Origin of the sequence: Kosakonia pseudosacchari (assembly GCF_900184035.1) — a bacterium.
In the GTDB taxonomy this organism is placed as follows: domain Bacteria; phylum Pseudomonadota; class Gammaproteobacteria; order Enterobacterales; family Enterobacteriaceae; genus Kosakonia; species Kosakonia pseudosacchari.
This window is the reverse complement of record NZ_FXWP01000025.1, coordinates 228,520-243,705: the sequence shown is the minus strand read 5'-3', so window position 1 is coordinate 243,705 and position 15,186 is coordinate 228,520. Positions and strand designations below refer to the sequence as shown.

13 protein-coding genes and 1 other RNA gene are annotated in these 15,186 nt (G+C 55.0%); 5 read left to right on the top strand and 9 right to left on the bottom strand.

Going from position 1 to position 15,186, the window contains the following annotated elements:
- Positions 1 to 93: 93 nt before the first annotated feature.
- Together BN2591_RS19720 and BN2591_RS19715 are read left to right on the top strand one after the other, a co-directional pair.
- Complete coding sequence (locus BN2591_RS19720) at positions 94 to 822, top strand: MurR/RpiR family transcriptional regulator (protein WP_086873857.1); 729 nt, start codon at positions 94 to 96, stop codon at positions 820 to 822.
- Between the two features lie 116 nt (positions 823 to 938).
- Positions 939 to 2,372, top strand: a complete 1,434-nt coding sequence (locus BN2591_RS19715; RefSeq protein ID WP_086873524.1) for a 6-phospho-beta-glucosidase — start codon at positions 939 to 941, stop codon at positions 2,370 to 2,372.
- A 36-nt stretch (positions 2,373 to 2,408) separates the two neighbouring features.
- On the opposite strand, the gene BN2591_RS19710 is transcribed toward BN2591_RS19715, so the two are convergent.
- From BN2591_RS19710 to BN2591_RS19675, 8 genes are all read right to left on the bottom strand, one after another.
- The gene (locus BN2591_RS19710) at positions 2,409 to 3,152 is read right to left on the bottom strand and encodes an SDR family oxidoreductase (protein ID WP_086873523.1); all 744 of its coding nucleotides are present in this window, start codon (positions 3,150 to 3,152) and stop codon (positions 2,409 to 2,411) included.
- A gap of 62 nt (positions 3,153 to 3,214) precedes the next feature.
- Positions 3,215 to 6,088, bottom strand: coding sequence for an aminomethyl-transferring glycine dehydrogenase (gcvP, locus tag BN2591_RS19705; RefSeq protein ID WP_086873522.1), 2,874 nt, complete (start codon positions 6,086 to 6,088; stop codon positions 3,215 to 3,217).
- A 173-nt stretch (positions 6,089 to 6,261) separates the two neighbouring features.
- Positions 6,262 to 6,651 carry a glycine cleavage system protein GcvH gene (gene gcvH / locus BN2591_RS19700; protein ID WP_086873521.1) on the bottom strand — a complete coding sequence of 130 codons (390 nt, stop codon included), beginning with the start codon at positions 6,649 to 6,651 and terminating at the stop codon, positions 6,262 to 6,264.
- A 23-nt stretch (positions 6,652 to 6,674) separates the two neighbouring features.
- Positions 6,675 to 7,769, bottom strand: a complete 1,095-nt coding sequence (gcvT, locus tag BN2591_RS19695) for a glycine cleavage system aminomethyltransferase GcvT (protein ID WP_017457608.1) — start codon at positions 7,767 to 7,769, stop codon at positions 6,675 to 6,677.
- A gap of 423 nt (positions 7,770 to 8,192) precedes the next feature.
- The gene (gene ubiI, locus BN2591_RS19690) at positions 8,193 to 9,395 is read right to left on the bottom strand and encodes an FAD-dependent 2-octaprenylphenol hydroxylase (RefSeq protein ID WP_086873520.1); all 1,203 of its coding nucleotides are present in this window, start codon (positions 9,393 to 9,395) and stop codon (positions 8,193 to 8,195) included.
- A gap of 18 nt (positions 9,396 to 9,413) precedes the next feature.
- Positions 9,414 to 10,592: a 2-octaprenyl-6-methoxyphenyl hydroxylase gene (ubiH, locus tag BN2591_RS19685; protein ID WP_086873519.1), complete on the bottom strand. Its 1,179-nt coding sequence runs from the start codon at positions 10,590 to 10,592 to the stop codon at positions 9,414 to 9,416.
- Positions 10,589 to 11,902, bottom strand: coding sequence for a Xaa-Pro aminopeptidase (pepP, locus tag BN2591_RS19680; RefSeq protein ID WP_086873518.1), 1,314 nt, complete (start codon positions 11,900 to 11,902; stop codon positions 10,589 to 10,591). The genes ubiH and pepP overlap by 4 nt, the downstream gene beginning before the upstream one ends.
- A gap of 24 nt (positions 11,903 to 11,926) precedes the next feature.
- On the bottom strand, positions 11,927 to 12,505 hold the full coding sequence (locus BN2591_RS19675; RefSeq protein ID WP_086873856.1) for a YecA/YgfB family protein: 579 nt from the start codon (positions 12,503 to 12,505) through the stop codon (positions 11,927 to 11,929).
- Positions 12,506 to 12,732: 227 nt separating this feature from the next.
- On the opposite strand from BN2591_RS19675, the gene zapA reads away from it, so the two are divergent.
- The 3 genes from zapA to BN2591_RS19660 all read left to right on the top strand — a co-directional run bounded on the left by zapA (position 12,733) and on the right by BN2591_RS19660 (position 13,904).
- On the top strand, positions 12,733 to 13,062 hold the full coding sequence (zapA, locus tag BN2591_RS19670) for a cell division protein ZapA (RefSeq protein WP_017457603.1): 330 nt from the start codon (positions 12,733 to 12,735) through the stop codon (positions 13,060 to 13,062).
- 43 nt (positions 13,063 to 13,105) lie between these two features.
- Positions 13,106 to 13,289: non-coding RNA, 6S RNA (gene ssrS / locus BN2591_RS19665), on the top strand.
- Between the two features lie 18 nt (positions 13,290 to 13,307).
- The gene (locus BN2591_RS19660) at positions 13,308 to 13,904 is read left to right on the top strand and encodes a 5-formyltetrahydrofolate cyclo-ligase (RefSeq protein WP_086873517.1); all 597 of its coding nucleotides are present in this window, start codon (positions 13,308 to 13,310) and stop codon (positions 13,902 to 13,904) included.
- Positions 13,905 to 13,940: 36 nt separating this feature from the next.
- Here the strand turns inward: BN2591_RS19660 and serA are convergent, their stop codons facing one another.
- A complete protein-coding gene (gene serA, locus BN2591_RS19655) occupies positions 13,941 to 15,173 on the bottom strand; it encodes a phosphoglycerate dehydrogenase (RefSeq protein WP_017457601.1) in 1,233 nt (410 codons plus the stop codon).
- Between the last annotated feature and the right edge of the window lie 13 nt (positions 15,174 to 15,186).

Sequence of the window (15,186 nt, the reverse complement as noted above, 5' to 3'; positions counted from 1 at the left end):
AGTGCCGGAGTTATGGCAGCATGTGAGCACGCAAAAAGCCTGCCGGGTGGCATTGGGCTACGTTTACCGCAAGCAAAGGATATCGCCGTGACAATGTTTACTCACTCCGCCATCGCCAGCCTGAATACTCTGGAGATGTTGGTTTACAACTTTGTCATCAAAAATCGCGACAAAGTGATGTACATGACCATTCGTGAGCTGGCCGATGCGGCGGGCGTCTCCACCACGACCGTGTTGCGCTTTTGCCGCAAGCTCAACTGTGAAGGCTACTCGGAATTCCGTGTGCGTTTTAAATTATATTTAGAGCAGAATGAGCCGCCGCAAGCGAATTTTGGCGCCAGCGAAGTGATCAGTTTTTTTAAAAGCGTTAACAATGACGAGTTTGATAAATTATTAGATAACACTGTTGATATCATATTATCTTCCGAGCGCATTATATTTGTCGGCGCTGGCACATCGGGTGCGCTGGCGAAATATGGCGCAAGATTCTTCTCAAATATCGGTAAATTCAGTAACCATATCGATGATCCTTATTTCCCGGTCACCAATGATATGGCTAAAAACGCACTGGCAATTGTCCTTTCGGTTTCAGGTGAGACGGAAGAGATCCTGCGCTTCGCCAGCCAGTTCAGCCTGCACCATTGCAAAGTACTGTCGATCACCAGCCACGAACACTCCCGACTGGCAAAACTGGCGGACTTTAATATCTCCTGGCATGTGCCGCAAATGCGCATTAGCGGCGGCTACGATATTACTACGCAAATTCCTGTTATTTATATTCTCGAATCGCTGGGACGTAAACTGGCGAAGAAAATAGCATAAAAAAACAGTGTGTTTTTTCGGTGTAACAAATTACCCCAGCGGCAATTTGTTATATCGTGACATTTAATTCGCCTTTGTTAGACTCGTTATCAGCCAATATAACGGGAATAGTAACAATGAAAAAATTGACCTTACCGAAAGACTTTTTATGGGGCGGCGCGGTTGCCGCTCACCAGGTTGAAGGCGGCTGGAATAAAGGCGGCAAAGGCCCGAGCATCTGCGATGTCCTGACAGGCGGCGCGCACGGCGTTCCGCGTGAAATCACGCAGGAAGTCGTCGCGGGCAAATATTACCCGAACCACGAAGCCGTTGATTTTTATGGTCACTATAAAGAAGACATCAAACTGTTCGCCGAAATGGGCTTCAAATGTTTTCGCACCTCCATCGCCTGGACCCGCATCTTCCCGCTGGGCGATGAGCAACAGCCGAATGAAGAAGGGCTGAAATTTTACGACGACATGTTTGATGAGTTGCTCAAATACAATATCGAGCCGGTCATCACGCTGTCCCACTTCGAAATGCCGCTGCACCTGGTGCAGGAATATGGCGGCTGGACCAACCGTAAAGTAGTCGATTTTTTTGTACGCTTCGCCGAAGTGGTTTTCGAGCGCTACAAGAATAAAGTCAAATACTGGATGACCTTTAACGAAATCAACAACCAGCGCAACTGGCGCGCGCCGCTGTTTGGTTACTGTTGTTCCGGCGTGGTCTACACCGAACATGAAAACCCCGAAGAGACCATGTATCAGGTGCTGCACCACCAGTTCGTGGCCAGCGCCATGGCGGTGAAAATCGGCCATCGTATTAACCCGGAAATGAAAATTGGCTGCATGCTGGCAATGGTGCCGCTGTATCCCTTCTCCTGTAAGCCGGACGATGTGATGTACGCGCAGGAGTCAATGCGTGAGCGTTATGTCTTTACCGATGTCCAACTGCGTGGCTACTACCCTTCTTATGTGCTGAACGAATGGGAACGGCGTGGTTTTACCATCCGCATGGAAGCTGGTGACGAGGCGATTCTGCGCGAAGGTTGCTGCGATTACCTCGGCTTTAGCTATTACATGACCAACGCGGTGAAAGCGGAGGGCGGCGCTGGCGATGCACTCTCCGGTTTCCAGGGCAGCGTCCCTAACCCGCATGTTAAAGCGTCTGACTGGGGCTGGCAGATTGATCCGGTTGGCCTGCGCTATGCGTTATGCGAGCTGTATGAACGCTACCAGAAACCGCTGTTTATCGTCGAAAACGGTTTTGGCGCGTACGACAACGTCGAAGCCGACGGCAGCATCAATGACGATTACCGCATCGATTACCTGCGCGCGCACGTCAAAGAAATGATCAAAGCGGTGACCCACGACGGCGTGGATCTGATGGGTTACACCCCGTGGGGCTGTATCGACTGCGTCTCTTTTACCACCGGCCAGTACAGCAAACGCTACGGCTTTATCTACGTGAACAAGCACGATGACGGCACCGGCGACATGTCGCGCTCCCGTAAAAAGAGCTTTAACTGGTACAAAGAAGTGATTGCCAGCAACGGCGAAAATCTTTGACACGGTAAACTCCTCTCCCTGACGGGAGAGGAGTGTTTATCTGCCGCCGGCTAAATCGAGAAAACTGCCGGTAACATACGACGCTTTGTCACTCAACAACCAGACAATGCCCTGCGCCACTTCTTCCGGTTGCCCACCGCGCCGCATCGGGATCGCGCTGCTCACCCGGTCCACACGCCCGGGCTCACCGCCGCTGGCATGCATCTCTGTGTAGATAAAACCCGGACGCACACCATTCACGCGGATACCGTTCGCCGCAACTTCCAGAGCCAGCCCGGTTGTGAGCGTATCGACGGCCCCTTTTGACGCCGCATAATCGACGTATTCGCCGGGCGAGCCGAGACGCGCCGCCGCCGAGGAAACATTAACAATCGCGCCGCCGTGCCCACCGTGTTGGGTGGACATCCGTTTTACCGCTTCACGACAGCAGAGGAAATAGCCCGTCACGTTGGTCGCCAGCACGCGATTAATGCGTTCTGCGCTCAGTTGCTCAACCCGGCTCTGCTGAAACAGGATCCCGGCATTATTGACCAACGCGGTAAGCGGTTCCGGTTTTTCATCAAGAGACGCGAACATAGCCTGTACCTGCGCTTCATCGCTGATATCGGCCTGTACTGCGAACGCATGCCCACCCTGCGCGCTGATTTCCGCCACCACGTCGTCGGCAGCAGACTTGTTGCGGTGATAATTAACGGCAACGGTGTAGCCTTCTTGTGCCAGCAGCAGCGCGGTTGCGCGGCCAATTCCCCGGCTGCCACCGGTCACTAATGCAATCGCCATCTGGTTCTCCTGAAAAGTAAAAGGGCGCCGAAGCGCCCTTAAAAGATAGCCGAATCAGCGCATTACTGATATTCGCTCATCGGCACGCAGGAACAGAACAGGTTACGGTCGCCGTACACATCGTCCAGACGCTTCACGGTCGGCCAGTATTTGTTGGCAAAACCTGCCGGGAACACAGCCAGTTCGCGGGTGTAATCGTGATTCCACTCAGCCACCAGCTCATTCTGCGTGTGCGGTGCGTTAACCAGCGGGTTATCTTCCAGCGTCCACTCACCCTGTTTCACACGTTCGATTTCCGCACGAATCGCCAGCATGGCATCGATAAAGCGATCCAGTTCGACTTTGCTCTCCGATTCGGTCGGTTCAACCATCAACGTACCGGCCACCGGGAAAGACATGGTTGGCGCATGGAAACCGTAATCGATCAGGCGCTTAGCGATATCCAGTTCGCTGATGCCGGTCTCTTCTTTCAGCGGGCGAATGTCGAGAATACACTCGTGCGCAACGCGACCATCGCGACCGGTATACAGCACCGGGAAAGCCTCTTTCAGACGGCTGGCGATATAGTTGGCATTAAGGATCGCCACCTGACTCGCTTGTTTCAGCCCTTCTGCGCCCATCATGCGGATATACATCCAGCTGATCGGCAGAATCGACGCGCTGCCAAACGGCGCCGCAGAGACCGCGCCCTGACGGGTGAGCATCCCTTCAATCTGCACCACACTGTGACCCGGTACAAACGGTGCCAGATGCGCTTTCACGCCAATCGGCCCCATGCCCGGACCGCCACCGCCGTGCGGAATGCAGAAGGTTTTATGCAGGTTGAGGTGCGACACATCCGCGCCGATAAAGCCCGGCGACGTGATACCCACCTGCGCATTCATGTTCGCGCCATCCAGGTAAACCTGACCGCCAAACTGATGCACCACTTCACACACTTCGCGAATGGTCTCTTCATACACACCGTGGGTGGACGGGTACGTCACCATGATGCAGGAGAGGTTATCGCCCGCCTGCTCCGCTTTCGCGCGCAAATCAGCCAGATCGATATTGCCGTTTTTATCACAAGCAACCACCACAACCTGCATCCCCGCCATCTGTGCCGATGCCGGGTTAGTACCGTGCGCAGAACTTGGGATCAGACAGATGTCGCGGTGACCTTCGTTGCGGCTTTCATGGTAGTGACGAATCGCCAGCAAACCGGCGTATTCGCCCTGCGCGCCGGAGTTCGGCTGCATGCAGAGCGCATCATAACCGGTCAGTTTTACCAACCAGTCAGAGAGCTGAGCGATCATCTGGTGATAGCCCTCAGCCTGTTCCGGCGGGCAGAACGGGTGCAGTTCCGCGAATTCCGGCCAGGTGATGGGGATCATTTCCGCCGCCGCGTTCAGTTTCATGGTGCAGGAGCCCAGTGGGATCATCGCCTGGTTGAGCGCCAGATCTTTACGCTCCAGCAAATGCATATAACGCATCATCTCGGTTTCGCTGTGATAGCGATTAAACACCGGGTGCGTCAGGAAAGCGTCTTCACGCAGCATACTCTGCGGGATGGAACGGCTATCAAGCGCGACCTCTTTATCCAGCGCATCAATATCCAGACCATGTTTGTCGCCCAGCAGCACGTTAAACAGCACCTGCACATCTTCACGCGTGGTGGTTTCATCCAGCGTGATGCCAACGGCGTTAAGAATGTCGCTACGCAGGTTAATCTCCTGCGCTTCGGCGCGAGCCAGCACGGCGGCTTTGTCCGCAACATCAACACACAGGGTGTCAAAGTAGTGCGCGTGGCGCAGCTTCAGGCCACCGCGTTGTAAACCGGCAGCGAGGATATCGGTCAGACGATGAATACGTCCGGCAATGCGTTTCAGCCCGGACGGACCATGGAACACCGCGTACAAGCTGGCGATATTGGCCAGCAGAACCTGCGAAGTGCAGATGTTGGAGTTGGCTTTCTCGCGACGAATATGCTGCTCGCGCGTCTGCATCGCCATGCGCAGCGCGGTGTTGCCGGCGGCATCTTTCGACACACCGATAATGCGGCCTGGCATGGAACGTTTGAATTCATCTTTTGCGGCAAAGAATGCCGCGTGCGGGCCACCGTAGCCCATCGGCACGCCAAAGCGTTGCGCGGAGCCAAACACAATGTCGGCCCCCTGTTTACCTGGTGCAGTCAGTTGCACCAGCGTCAACAAATCGGCGGCAACGCTGACCACGATTTTGCGGGATTTCAGTTCGTTAATCAGCGCGCTGTAATCATGCACTTCACCCGTCGTGCCGACCTGCTGGAGCAGTACGCCGAACACATCCTGGTGATCGAGAACTTTAGCCGCGTCATCAACAATCACGTCAAAACCGAAGGTTTCGGCGCGAGTGCGCACGACATCGAGCGTTTGCGGATGCACATCGGCCGCGACGAAGAAGCGGTTGGCGCCTTTCAGTTTGCTGACGCGCTTCGCCATGGCCATCGCTTCAGCTGCGGCGGTGGCTTCATCCAGCAACGACGCGGAAGCGATATCCAGCCCGGTGAGATCGAGCGTAACCTGCTGGAAGTTGAGCAGCGCTTCAAGGCGGCCCTGCGACACTTCCGGCTGATACGGGGTGTAGGCGGTGTACCAGCCTGGATTTTCCAGCATGTTGCGCAGAATAACCGGCGGCAACTGCACGGCGGTGTAGCCCATGCCAATGTAAGACTTAAAGCGCTTGTTGCGGCTGGCAATCGCTTTCAGCTCGGCCAGGGCAGCGAACTCAGTGGTCGATTCCCCAACCTGCGGCGGAGTGGCAAGCTGGATGTCTTTTGGCACGATCTGGCCAATCAGTGCGTTTAACGAATCCGCGCCAACTGTGTTCAGCATCTCCTGCTGTTGCTGAGCATCCGGCCCAATGTGACGTCCAATGAAAGCGCCACGGTTTTCAAGCTGGCTTAAAGTCTGTGTCATGAGCGATGGTTCCTGAAACGTGCAGTGAATCGTATTTGGAAATTACCTGAATATGCTAAGCCCTTCGCATTGCAGGAAGGCGGCGACGCAGCACATCCCCGGCCGCTGACATCAGTAAGCGCCCGGGAATGCGTGGAAGCCAACGCGCCTGCCACGCGAAGGATGAGGCGTATTTACTCGTCTTCGAGCAGCGCGGCGTACGCTGTCGCATCCAGCAGCGCGGCAACTTCGGCTTCGTCGCTGGCTTTAATTTTGAAAATCCAGCCTTCGCCATACGGCTCGCTGTTGACCAGCTCCGGCGAATCGGCCAGTTGATCATTAACCGCCACAATTTCACCGCTGATTGGCGCGTAGATATCAGAAGCCGCTTTTACCGATTCGGCAACGGCGCAATCATCGCCCGCGCTGACGGTCGCGCCCGCTTCCGGCAGATCGACAAACACCATATCGCCCAGCAGTTCTTGCGCATGTTCGGTGATGCCAACGGTGTAAGTGCCGTCCGCTTCTTTGCGCAGCCACTCATGTTCTTTGCTGTATTTCAGTTCGCCTGGTACGTTGCTCATTTCATTCTCTCCAGATAAAAAGATTACGCGACGGGTTTACCAGCGCGTACAAAAACAGGTTTAGTGACTTTCACCGGCATTTCGCGGTTGCGGATCTGTACAACAGCATTTTCGCCGATCCCCGCCGGAACACGTGCCAGTGCAATACTGTAGCCGAGCGTTGGCGAGAACGTACCGCTGGTGATCACGCCTTTTTGCACATTGCCTTGCGCATCGGTGAAGTGCACCGGCAGTTCATTACGCAATACGCCTTTTTCCGTCATCACCAGGCCAACCAGCTGTTCGGTGCCTTTTTCGCGTTGCAGTTCCAGCGCTTCACGACCAATAAATTCACGATCCTGCGGCTCCCAGGCGATCGTCCAGCCCATATTGGCGGCCAGCGGAGAGATACCTTCATCCATCTCCTGACCGTACAGGTTCATACCCGCTTCCAGACGCAGCGTATCGCGTGCGCCAAGGCCGCAAGGTTTCACGCCCGCATTGACCAGCGCTTGCCAGAAGCTGGCCGCTTTTTCATTGGGCAGCGCAATTTCATACCCTGCTTCGCCGGTATAACCGGTGGTCGCAATGAACAGATCACCGGTTTCCACGCCAAAGAATGGTTTCATACCTTCAACGGCGTGACGCTGCTCGTCAGTAAACAGGCTGGCGGCTTTCGCCTGCGCGTTCGGGCCTTGTACCGCGATCAGCGACAGATCATCACGCACAGTGATGTCGATGGCATAAGGTTCAGCGTGTTGGGAAATCCAGGAGAGGTCTTTTTCGCGGGTGGCGGAGTTTACAACGAGGCGGAAAAAATCTTCAGTGAAGTAGTAGACGATTAAGTCATCAATTACGCCGCCCGAGGCATTTAGCATGCCGGTGTAGAGCGCTTTACCGGGCTTCGTGAGTTTGGCGACGTCGTTTGCCAACAAATACCGCAGAAACTCCCGGGTGCGGCTGCCTTTGAGATCGACGATGGTCATGTGCGACACATCAAACATTCCGGCATCGGTGCGCACCGCGTGGTGTTCATCGATTTGAGAGCCGTAATGCAGCGGCATCATCCAGCCATGAAAATCCACCATGCGGGCGCCGTTTAGAGTGTGTTGTTCATACAAAGGGGTCTGCTGAGCCATCTTTTCCTCGTCGAATAAGCTGAGCTATCACGTTTTTCAGCGGCGTAATTTGCGCCAAAACAACTGGTGCCGACACCGTTTTACGACGTCGACGCAAACGTTCTCTTTGGCCTGAACTTATCACCGAAAGCAGAGCTTAACCATAAAGAAAAATGGTCCATCACATTAGCTTATGACCCATCACGCACAAAATGCCATCAGAGTATTATTCTGGTGAAAAACGATTCACCTTTCATTAAAAATCAGCATTACCGACAACGGAGAAGAGATTGCAGCATTTCACTCTGCAAAAGAGAGGATTTTCCCGAAAAGAAAAAAACGCGACATGAGAAAATCTAATCCGAAAAATGAGGTGAAATTAGAATATTTCAAATGAGGAGGAGGCATCCCTTCCCGGGACCGGGAAGGGAAAGTGTGACGCAGTTAACGTAACCACTCAGGCAGATCGTTGAGCCCCATCGCCTGGCGTAACAAACGGGTTTTCACACCGGGAAGGGTATCTGCCAGTTTCAGGCCGATATCACGCAGCAGCTTTTTCGCCGGGTTTGCACCCGAGAAGAGTTCGCGAAAACCCTGCATTCCGGCCAGCATCAACGCCGCGCTGTGTTTGCGGCTGCGCTCATAGCGGCGCAAATAGAGATGCTGACCAATGTCTTTACCTTCGCGGCTCAGGCGCTTCAGCTCGGTTATCAACTCCGCGACATCCATAAAGCCAAGGTTAACACCCTGCCCCGCCAGCGGATGAATGGTGTGCGCAGCATCGCCAACCAGCGCCAGACGGTGTCCGGCAAACTGGCGCGCATAGCGTCCGGTGAGCGGATATACCTGACGTTCACTCTCAACGCGGCACAGCCCAAGACGGTTATCGAACGCCATACACAGCGCCTGGTTGAATGCTTCCTCACTCGCTTGCTGCATGGCTTTCGCCTGCTCTGGCGGCAGCGACCAGACAATGGAGCATAAATGCGGATCGTTAAGCGGCAGAAAAGCGAGAATGCCATCGTTACCAAATACCTGGCGCGCCACCGCCTGATGCGGCTCATCGGTGCGAATGGTCGCCACAAGCGCATGATGATGGTAATCCCAGAATGTCAGCGGAATGTCGGCCTTGTTACGCAGCCAGGAGTTTGCGCCATCTGCGCCAACCACCAGCCGTGCAGTGAGCATGGTGCCATCTTTTAAAGTCAGAAACGCCTCGTTTTCGCCCCACGCCACCTGCTGCAACTCAGCCGGAGCCATAAGGGTAACGTCCTTGCACTGCCGGGCTTTATCCCACAGCGCCTGGTGGATCACCGCATTTTCAATAATGTAACCAAGATGGCTGTAGCCCATGCTCTGGTCGTCAAACGCGATGCGGCCAAAACTGTCTTTGTCCCACACTTCCATGCCGTGATAACGCCCGGCACGTTGGGCAATAATATTTGACCAGACGCCAAGGTGCGTCAGTAACTTTTCACTGGCAGCATTAATCGCTGACACGCGCAGCGCCGGGGGAGCATCTTCCGCCAGCGGTGCCGGTTCATTCTGCTCCAGCACCGCCACGCGCAACCCGCTGCCCTGTAAACCACAGGCCAGCGCCAACCCGACCATACCGCCGCCGACAATCGCAACATCAACACTCTGCACTCTTCGCTCCTTTTGTCTTTAACGGGCAACCCAACCGAGGGTACGCTGCGCCAGCGCATCGCGCGCGGGGGTAAATAATTCCATCGCCATCAGCCCGGCATTACGCCCGACGACCAACGGTATCCAGTGATTGGCAAACAGATGCACCAGCCCATCGGTAACGCCGATGGTGGCTTTTTTATCCGCATGGCGGCGATCGCGGTAGCCCGTCAACACGGGGTAGTAACCAACATCTCGCTGCGCCGCCCACGCTTCAGCCAGCGTTTCCGCCAGCGTCATCACATCGCGCATGCCGAGGTTAAAACCCTGCCCGGCGATTGGATGCAGCGTTTGCGCGGCATTGCCGACCAGCACCGCGCGGTGCGAGACAGGCGAAGCGGCCGCGGTCAGCGTCAGCGGGTAAACGCTGCGTTTGCCCACATGCAGAATGCGCCCGAGTCGCCAGCCAAAGGCCTTTTGTAACTCGAGGCAGAAACGTTCGTCAGACCAGGCGGCTACCTGCTGCTGTTTTTCCAGCGGATGACACCACACCAGCGAACAGCGACCTTGTGACATCGGTAATATCGCCAGCGGGCCATGCTCGGTAAAACGCTCAAACGCCCGCCCCTGATGCGCCACAGAGGTGGTGACGTTGGCGATAACCGCCGCCTGGTGATAAGGCGCTTGCTGCCAGTCCACACCCAGTTGCTGACCAATGCGTGAACGGGAGCCGTCTGCCGCCACCAACAATTGACCGATGATACTTTCACCGCTTTCCAGCGTTACGCTCACCTGCTGCTCATCACGGGCAACCGCGCTAACTTTCGCCGGGCAATGCAGCGTCACGCCGGGCGCATTTTGCAATAACGTGAACAGCCGCTGCCCAACGTCGTGCAGTTCGACAACGTAGCCAAGCGCATCGAGGTGGTAATCCTGCGCATCCAGCGTGACAAAGCCTGCATGGCCGCGATCGCTGACATGAACCGTCGAAATCGGCGTGGCGCAGGCGGCAATGGCTTGCCAGATGCCGATACGCGCCAGTTGCTGGCACGTGCCTGCCGCTAACGCAATGGCGCGGGCGTCAAATCCCGGATGCGTGGACGCGCCAGGTACGCTGGCTTCTACCAGATGAACGGGTAATTTGCCCTGAGTAAGATGAGAAATAGCCAGCGCAAGTGTTGCGCCAGCCATGCCACCGCCAACGATAATCACACTCATGAACGTGATGCCGCCATCAGCGCCTCAATCTCGTCAGCGGTTTTCACGACGCTGGCGGTCAGGTTTTCGTTGCCGTCTTCAGTAATGACGATGTCATCTTCAATACGAATACCAATACCGCGATACTGCTCCGGCACATCGGCATCCGGTGCGATATAGAGGCCCGGTTCCACCGTCAGCACCATACCAGGTGCCAGTTCACGCGAGCGATCTTTGCCATAGACACCAACATCGTGCACATCCAATCCGAGCCAGTGGCTTAAGCCGTGCATGAAAAACGGACGATGCGCGTTTTTTTCCACCAGCTCATCGACTTCACCTTTCAGAATGCCGAGCTTCACCAGCCCGGTAATCATGATGCGCACCACTTCACCGGTCACTTCCTGGATGGACGTGCCCGGACGGAAAAGCACAAGGGCACGTTCCAGCGAGGCCAGCACGATATCGTAGATTTCGCGTTGCGCCGGGCTGAATTTGCCGTTTACCGGGAAGGTGCGAGTGATATCACCGGCATATCCCTGGTATTCACAACCGGCATCAATCAGCACCAGATCGCCATCACGCATCTGGCTCTCATTTTCCGTGTAATGCAGAATGCAACCGTTCACGCCGGAACCCACGATGGTGTTATAGGAGGGAAAACGCGCGCCGTGGCGGTTAAACTCGTGCTGGATTTCACCTTCAAGCTGATATTCAAACATCCCCGGACGACAAACCTGCATCGCGCGGGTATGCGCCAGCGCGGAGATCTCCCCGGCGCGACGCATCGCGTCTATCTCTTCGGCAGATTTAAACAGGCGCATTTCATGCACCATTGGCCGCCAGTCGGTTAACGTTGGCGGCGCAAGCAGATTTTGACGCGAGCCTTTGCGCAACTTGTCCAGCGCGGTAAACACAATGGTGTCGGCATAGTCGAATTCACCCTGCGCGTGGTACACGGCGTCGAGACCGTTAAGCAATTGATAAAGATGTTCGTTGATATCCGGAAAAGCCAGTGCGCGATCGACACCCAGCTTTTCCGGCGCGGCTTCCTGGCCAAGGCGACGACCAAACCAGATTTCGGCGGTTTTGTCGCGCACGCGGTTAAACAGCACACTGTGGTTGTGGGTGTCATCACTTTTGATCAGCACCAGCACCGCTTCCGGCTCGTTAAAACCGGTGAAATACCAGAAATCGCTGTGCTGACGATACGGATATTCACTGTCTGCGCTGCGGGTGGCTTCCGGTGCGGCAAAAATTAGCGCCGCGCTGCCCGGAACCATCTGCGCCAACAATGCCTGGCGGCGACGGAGAAACTCAAGCTGTGTCATGACACCGACTCCCTACAAGGTGAATTAATGTAACGTGGGTTTACGCACTTCCGGCGCGGTAGGCTGTGGCCGCGTGAAAGTGTCGTGGCACAGCAGCGCCGCGACACGGACGTATTCGACGATCTCTTCGAGCGACATTTCCAGCTCTTCTTGATCTTCGTCTTCGTCATAACCCAGCTGCGCAATGTTGCGCAGATCGTCAATCGCTTCGCCGGTTTCACCGGTCACTTTATCGAGCTTCGGCTGAGTGACGCCCAGCCCCAGCAGGAAATGGTTCACCCAGCCCGCCAGCGCGTCAGCGCGGTCGAAAACGCTAACATCGTCGCCATCCGGCAGATAGAGCTGGAACAAGAAACCGTCGTCTTCCAGTGAGTCGCTGGTTGCTGAATGCATGCTGCGCAGCGCTTGCGCCAGTTCGTGACCGAATGCCAGACCGTCATTGGTTAAATCATGCAGCAACGGCTGCCAGGAACTATCGTTGTTACCGCCGCAGAGGATCCCCGCGATAAGCCCGTGCATTTCAGCAGGAAGTAATCCAACGCCCTGTTGGTTGAGTAGCTGGGCTACATCGTTGTAACCAGGTATTTCGTTCTGTATAGACATGCGCATTCGTCGTCGTTGGGGGGAATATTCATGATATGCTACCACTTTGGCCCCTGGTGATATACCCGTGATGCTTCACGTTCCATGCGTTTGCATGCACTCCGAATCATTAAGGTATAGACGCAAAAAGCTTGAAAGCGCGCGCCGGGGTAGCTTATAGTGTCGCCCCTTCGCAGCCCAGGGCTCGGATGCGAAGGCAGAGCGCAGTCAAACAGCAGGAAGGTGGCATGTCTGCACAACCCGTCGATATCCAAATTTTTGGCCGTTCACTGCGAGTGAATTGCCCGCCTGAACAGAGAGATGCTCTGAATCAGGCCGCGGAGGATCTGAATCAGCGGTTGCAAGATCTGAAGGTTCGCACTAGAGTCACAAATACTGAGCAGTTGGTGTTTATCGCCGCGTTGAACATTAGTTACGAGCTGACTCAGGAAAAAGCAAAGACCCGCGAATACGCCGCCAGCATGGAACAGCGTATTCGGATGTTACAGCAGACCATCGAACAGGCATTGCTTGATCAAGGTCGCATAACAGAAAGACCGGGACCAAAGTTTGAATAACGCTTCAGGGTCATTTGTGTTAGAGTGACCGTGAAGCCAAAAAATATCTCTGAGATGTTTGCAAGCGGGCCAGTCCCCTGAGCCGATATTTCATACCACAAGAATGTGGCGATCCATGGTTGGTGAGCATGCTCGGTCCGTCCGAGAAGCCTTAAAGCTATGACGACGCATTCACCTTGAACCAAGGGTTCAAGGGTTACAGCCAGCGGCGGCATCTCGGAGATTCCCTTCTTTTTACAACCATCATGACGCAACTTCCTGATTTTCCTTCGTCACGACAAGAAATCCGCAAAGTTATTCGCCAGCGCCGGCGTGAACTCACTCCTGAACAACAAACACACTTTGCCCAGCAGGCCGCGGCACGCATGATGGCGTATGCGCCGGTTGTGATGGCACATAGCGTAGCGTTGTTTCTCTCTTTTGATGGCGAGCTGGATACCCAGCCGCTCATTGAACAACTCTGGCGTAGCGGCAAACGCGTTTATTTGCCGGTATTGCACCCCTTTAGCCCCGGCAATTTGCTGTTTCTGCATTACCACCCGCACAGCGAACTGGTGGTTAACCGTCTGAAAATTCAGGAACCGAAGCTGGATGTGCGTGATGTGTTACCGCTGAGCCAGCTCGACGTGCTGATTACGCCGCTGGTCGCCTTTGATGAACAAGGGCAACGCCTGGGAATGGGCGGTGGTTTTTACGATCGCACGTTACAAAACTGGCGCGAATATGGCCTGAATCCGGTGGGTTACGCGCATGACTGCCAGGGTGTGGAGAAGCTGCCAGTGGAAGAGTGGGATATCCCGTTGCCTGCGGTGGTTACACCATCAAAATTATGGCAGTGGTAACTTTCCTCTCCCTTGCGGGAGAGGAATAAGCAACGTTTAGAACAACAGACGGGAACGAATGGTACCCGGAATCGCTTTCATGCTCTGCAACGCTTTCTGCGCCACATCTTCATCCGCTTCAATATCAATAACCACATAACCCATATACGGCGTGGTTTGCAGGTACTGCGCTGCAATGTTGATATTCTGGCTGGCGAAAATTTGGTTGAGCGCGGTCAGCACACCAGGACGGTTTTCGTGGATGTGCAGTAAACGACGGCCACCGTGCAGCGGCAGAGAAACTTCCGGGAAATTCACCGCAGACAGCGTCGAACCGTTATCGGAGTACTTGATCAATTTTCCGGCCACTTCCAGACCGATATTTTCCTGCGCTTCCTGCGTGGAACCGCCAATGTGCGGCGTCAGCAGGACGTTGTCGAATTCACACAGCGGAGAGTCAAACGGATCGCTGTTCGTCGCCGGTTCCGTCGGGAACACGTCGATTGCCGCACCTGCCAGGTGTTTACGCTTCAGCGCATCGCACAGCGCCGGAATATCCACCACCGTACCGCGTGCGGCGTTGATCAGCAGAGCGCCCGGTTTCATCAGCGCCAGCTCTTCCGGGCCAATCATATCTTTGGTCGACGCGTTTTCCGGCACATGCAGGCTCACCACATCGCTCATATTCAACAAGTCGGAGAGATGTTGCACCTGGGTTGCATTACCGAGAGGCAATTTGCTTTCGATATCATAGAAATAGACGTGCATCCCCAGCGATTCCGCCAGAATGCCGAGCTGCGTACCAATATGACCGTAACCGATGATACCGAGTTTTTTACCGCGCGCTTCATACGAGCCAACCGCCAGCTTATTCCAGATACCACGGTGCGCTTTGGCGTTCGCTTCAGGGATACCGCGCATCAGCAGCAGCAGTTCGCCAATCACTAATTCTGCCACCGAACGGGTGTTGGAGAATGGCGCGTTGAATACCGGAATACCGCGCTTTGCCGCCGCATCCAGATTCACCTGGTTGGTACCGATACAGAAACAGCCGATAGCCACCAGTTTTTCCGCCGCAGCGATGATATCTTCAGTCAGTTGAGTACGGGATCGCAGGCCGATAAAGTGGGCATCACGGATGGACTCTTTCAGTTGCTCGCTATCCAGCGCGCCTTTGTGAAACTCAATGTTGGTGTAACCCGCAGCGCGAAGGCTATCCAGAGCTTTCTGGTGCACCCCTTCGACGAGCAGAAATTTAATCTTGTCTTTCTCCAGTGATACCTTTGCCATTTACCCGACCCTG

Excerpts from the sequence above, each read along its gene's own strand:
- serA (WP_017457601.1), bottom strand. The coding sequence starts at position 15,173 with ATGGCAAAGGTATCACTGGAGAAAGACAAGATTAAATTTCTGCTCGTC.
- BN2591_RS19720 (WP_086873857.1), top strand. The coding sequence starts at position 94 with ATGTTTACTCACTCCGCCATCGCCAGCCTGAATACTCTGGAGATGTTG.
- BN2591_RS19710 (WP_086873523.1), bottom strand. The coding sequence starts at position 3,152 with ATGGCGATTGCATTAGTGACCGGTGGCAGCCGGGGAATTGGCCGCGCA.
- gcvP (WP_086873522.1), bottom strand. The coding sequence starts at position 6,088 with ATGACACAGACTTTAAGCCAGCTTGAAAACCGTGGCGCTTTCATTGGA.
- BN2591_RS19715 (WP_086873524.1), top strand. The coding sequence starts at position 939 with ATGAAAAAATTGACCTTACCGAAAGACTTTTTATGGGGCGGCGCGGTT.
- BN2591_RS19675 (WP_086873856.1), bottom strand. The coding sequence starts at position 12,505 with ATGTCTATACAGAACGAAATACCTGGTTACAACGATGTAGCCCAGCTA.
- BN2591_RS19660 (WP_086873517.1), top strand. The coding sequence starts at position 13,308 with ATGACGCAACTTCCTGATTTTCCTTCGTCACGACAAGAAATCCGCAAA.
- pepP (WP_086873518.1), bottom strand. The coding sequence starts at position 11,902 with ATGACACAGCTTGAGTTTCTCCGTCGCCGCCAGGCATTGTTGGCGCAG.
- gcvT (WP_017457608.1), bottom strand. The coding sequence starts at position 7,769 with ATGGCTCAGCAGACCCCTTTGTATGAACAACACACTCTAAACGGCGCC.
- ubiH (WP_086873519.1), bottom strand. The coding sequence starts at position 10,592 with ATGAGTGTGATTATCGTTGGCGGTGGCATGGCTGGCGCAACACTTGCG.
- zapA (WP_017457603.1), top strand. The coding sequence starts at position 12,733 with ATGTCTGCACAACCCGTCGATATCCAAATTTTTGGCCGTTCACTGCGA.
- gcvH (WP_086873521.1), bottom strand. The coding sequence starts at position 6,651 with ATGAGCAACGTACCAGGCGAACTGAAATACAGCAAAGAACATGAGTGG.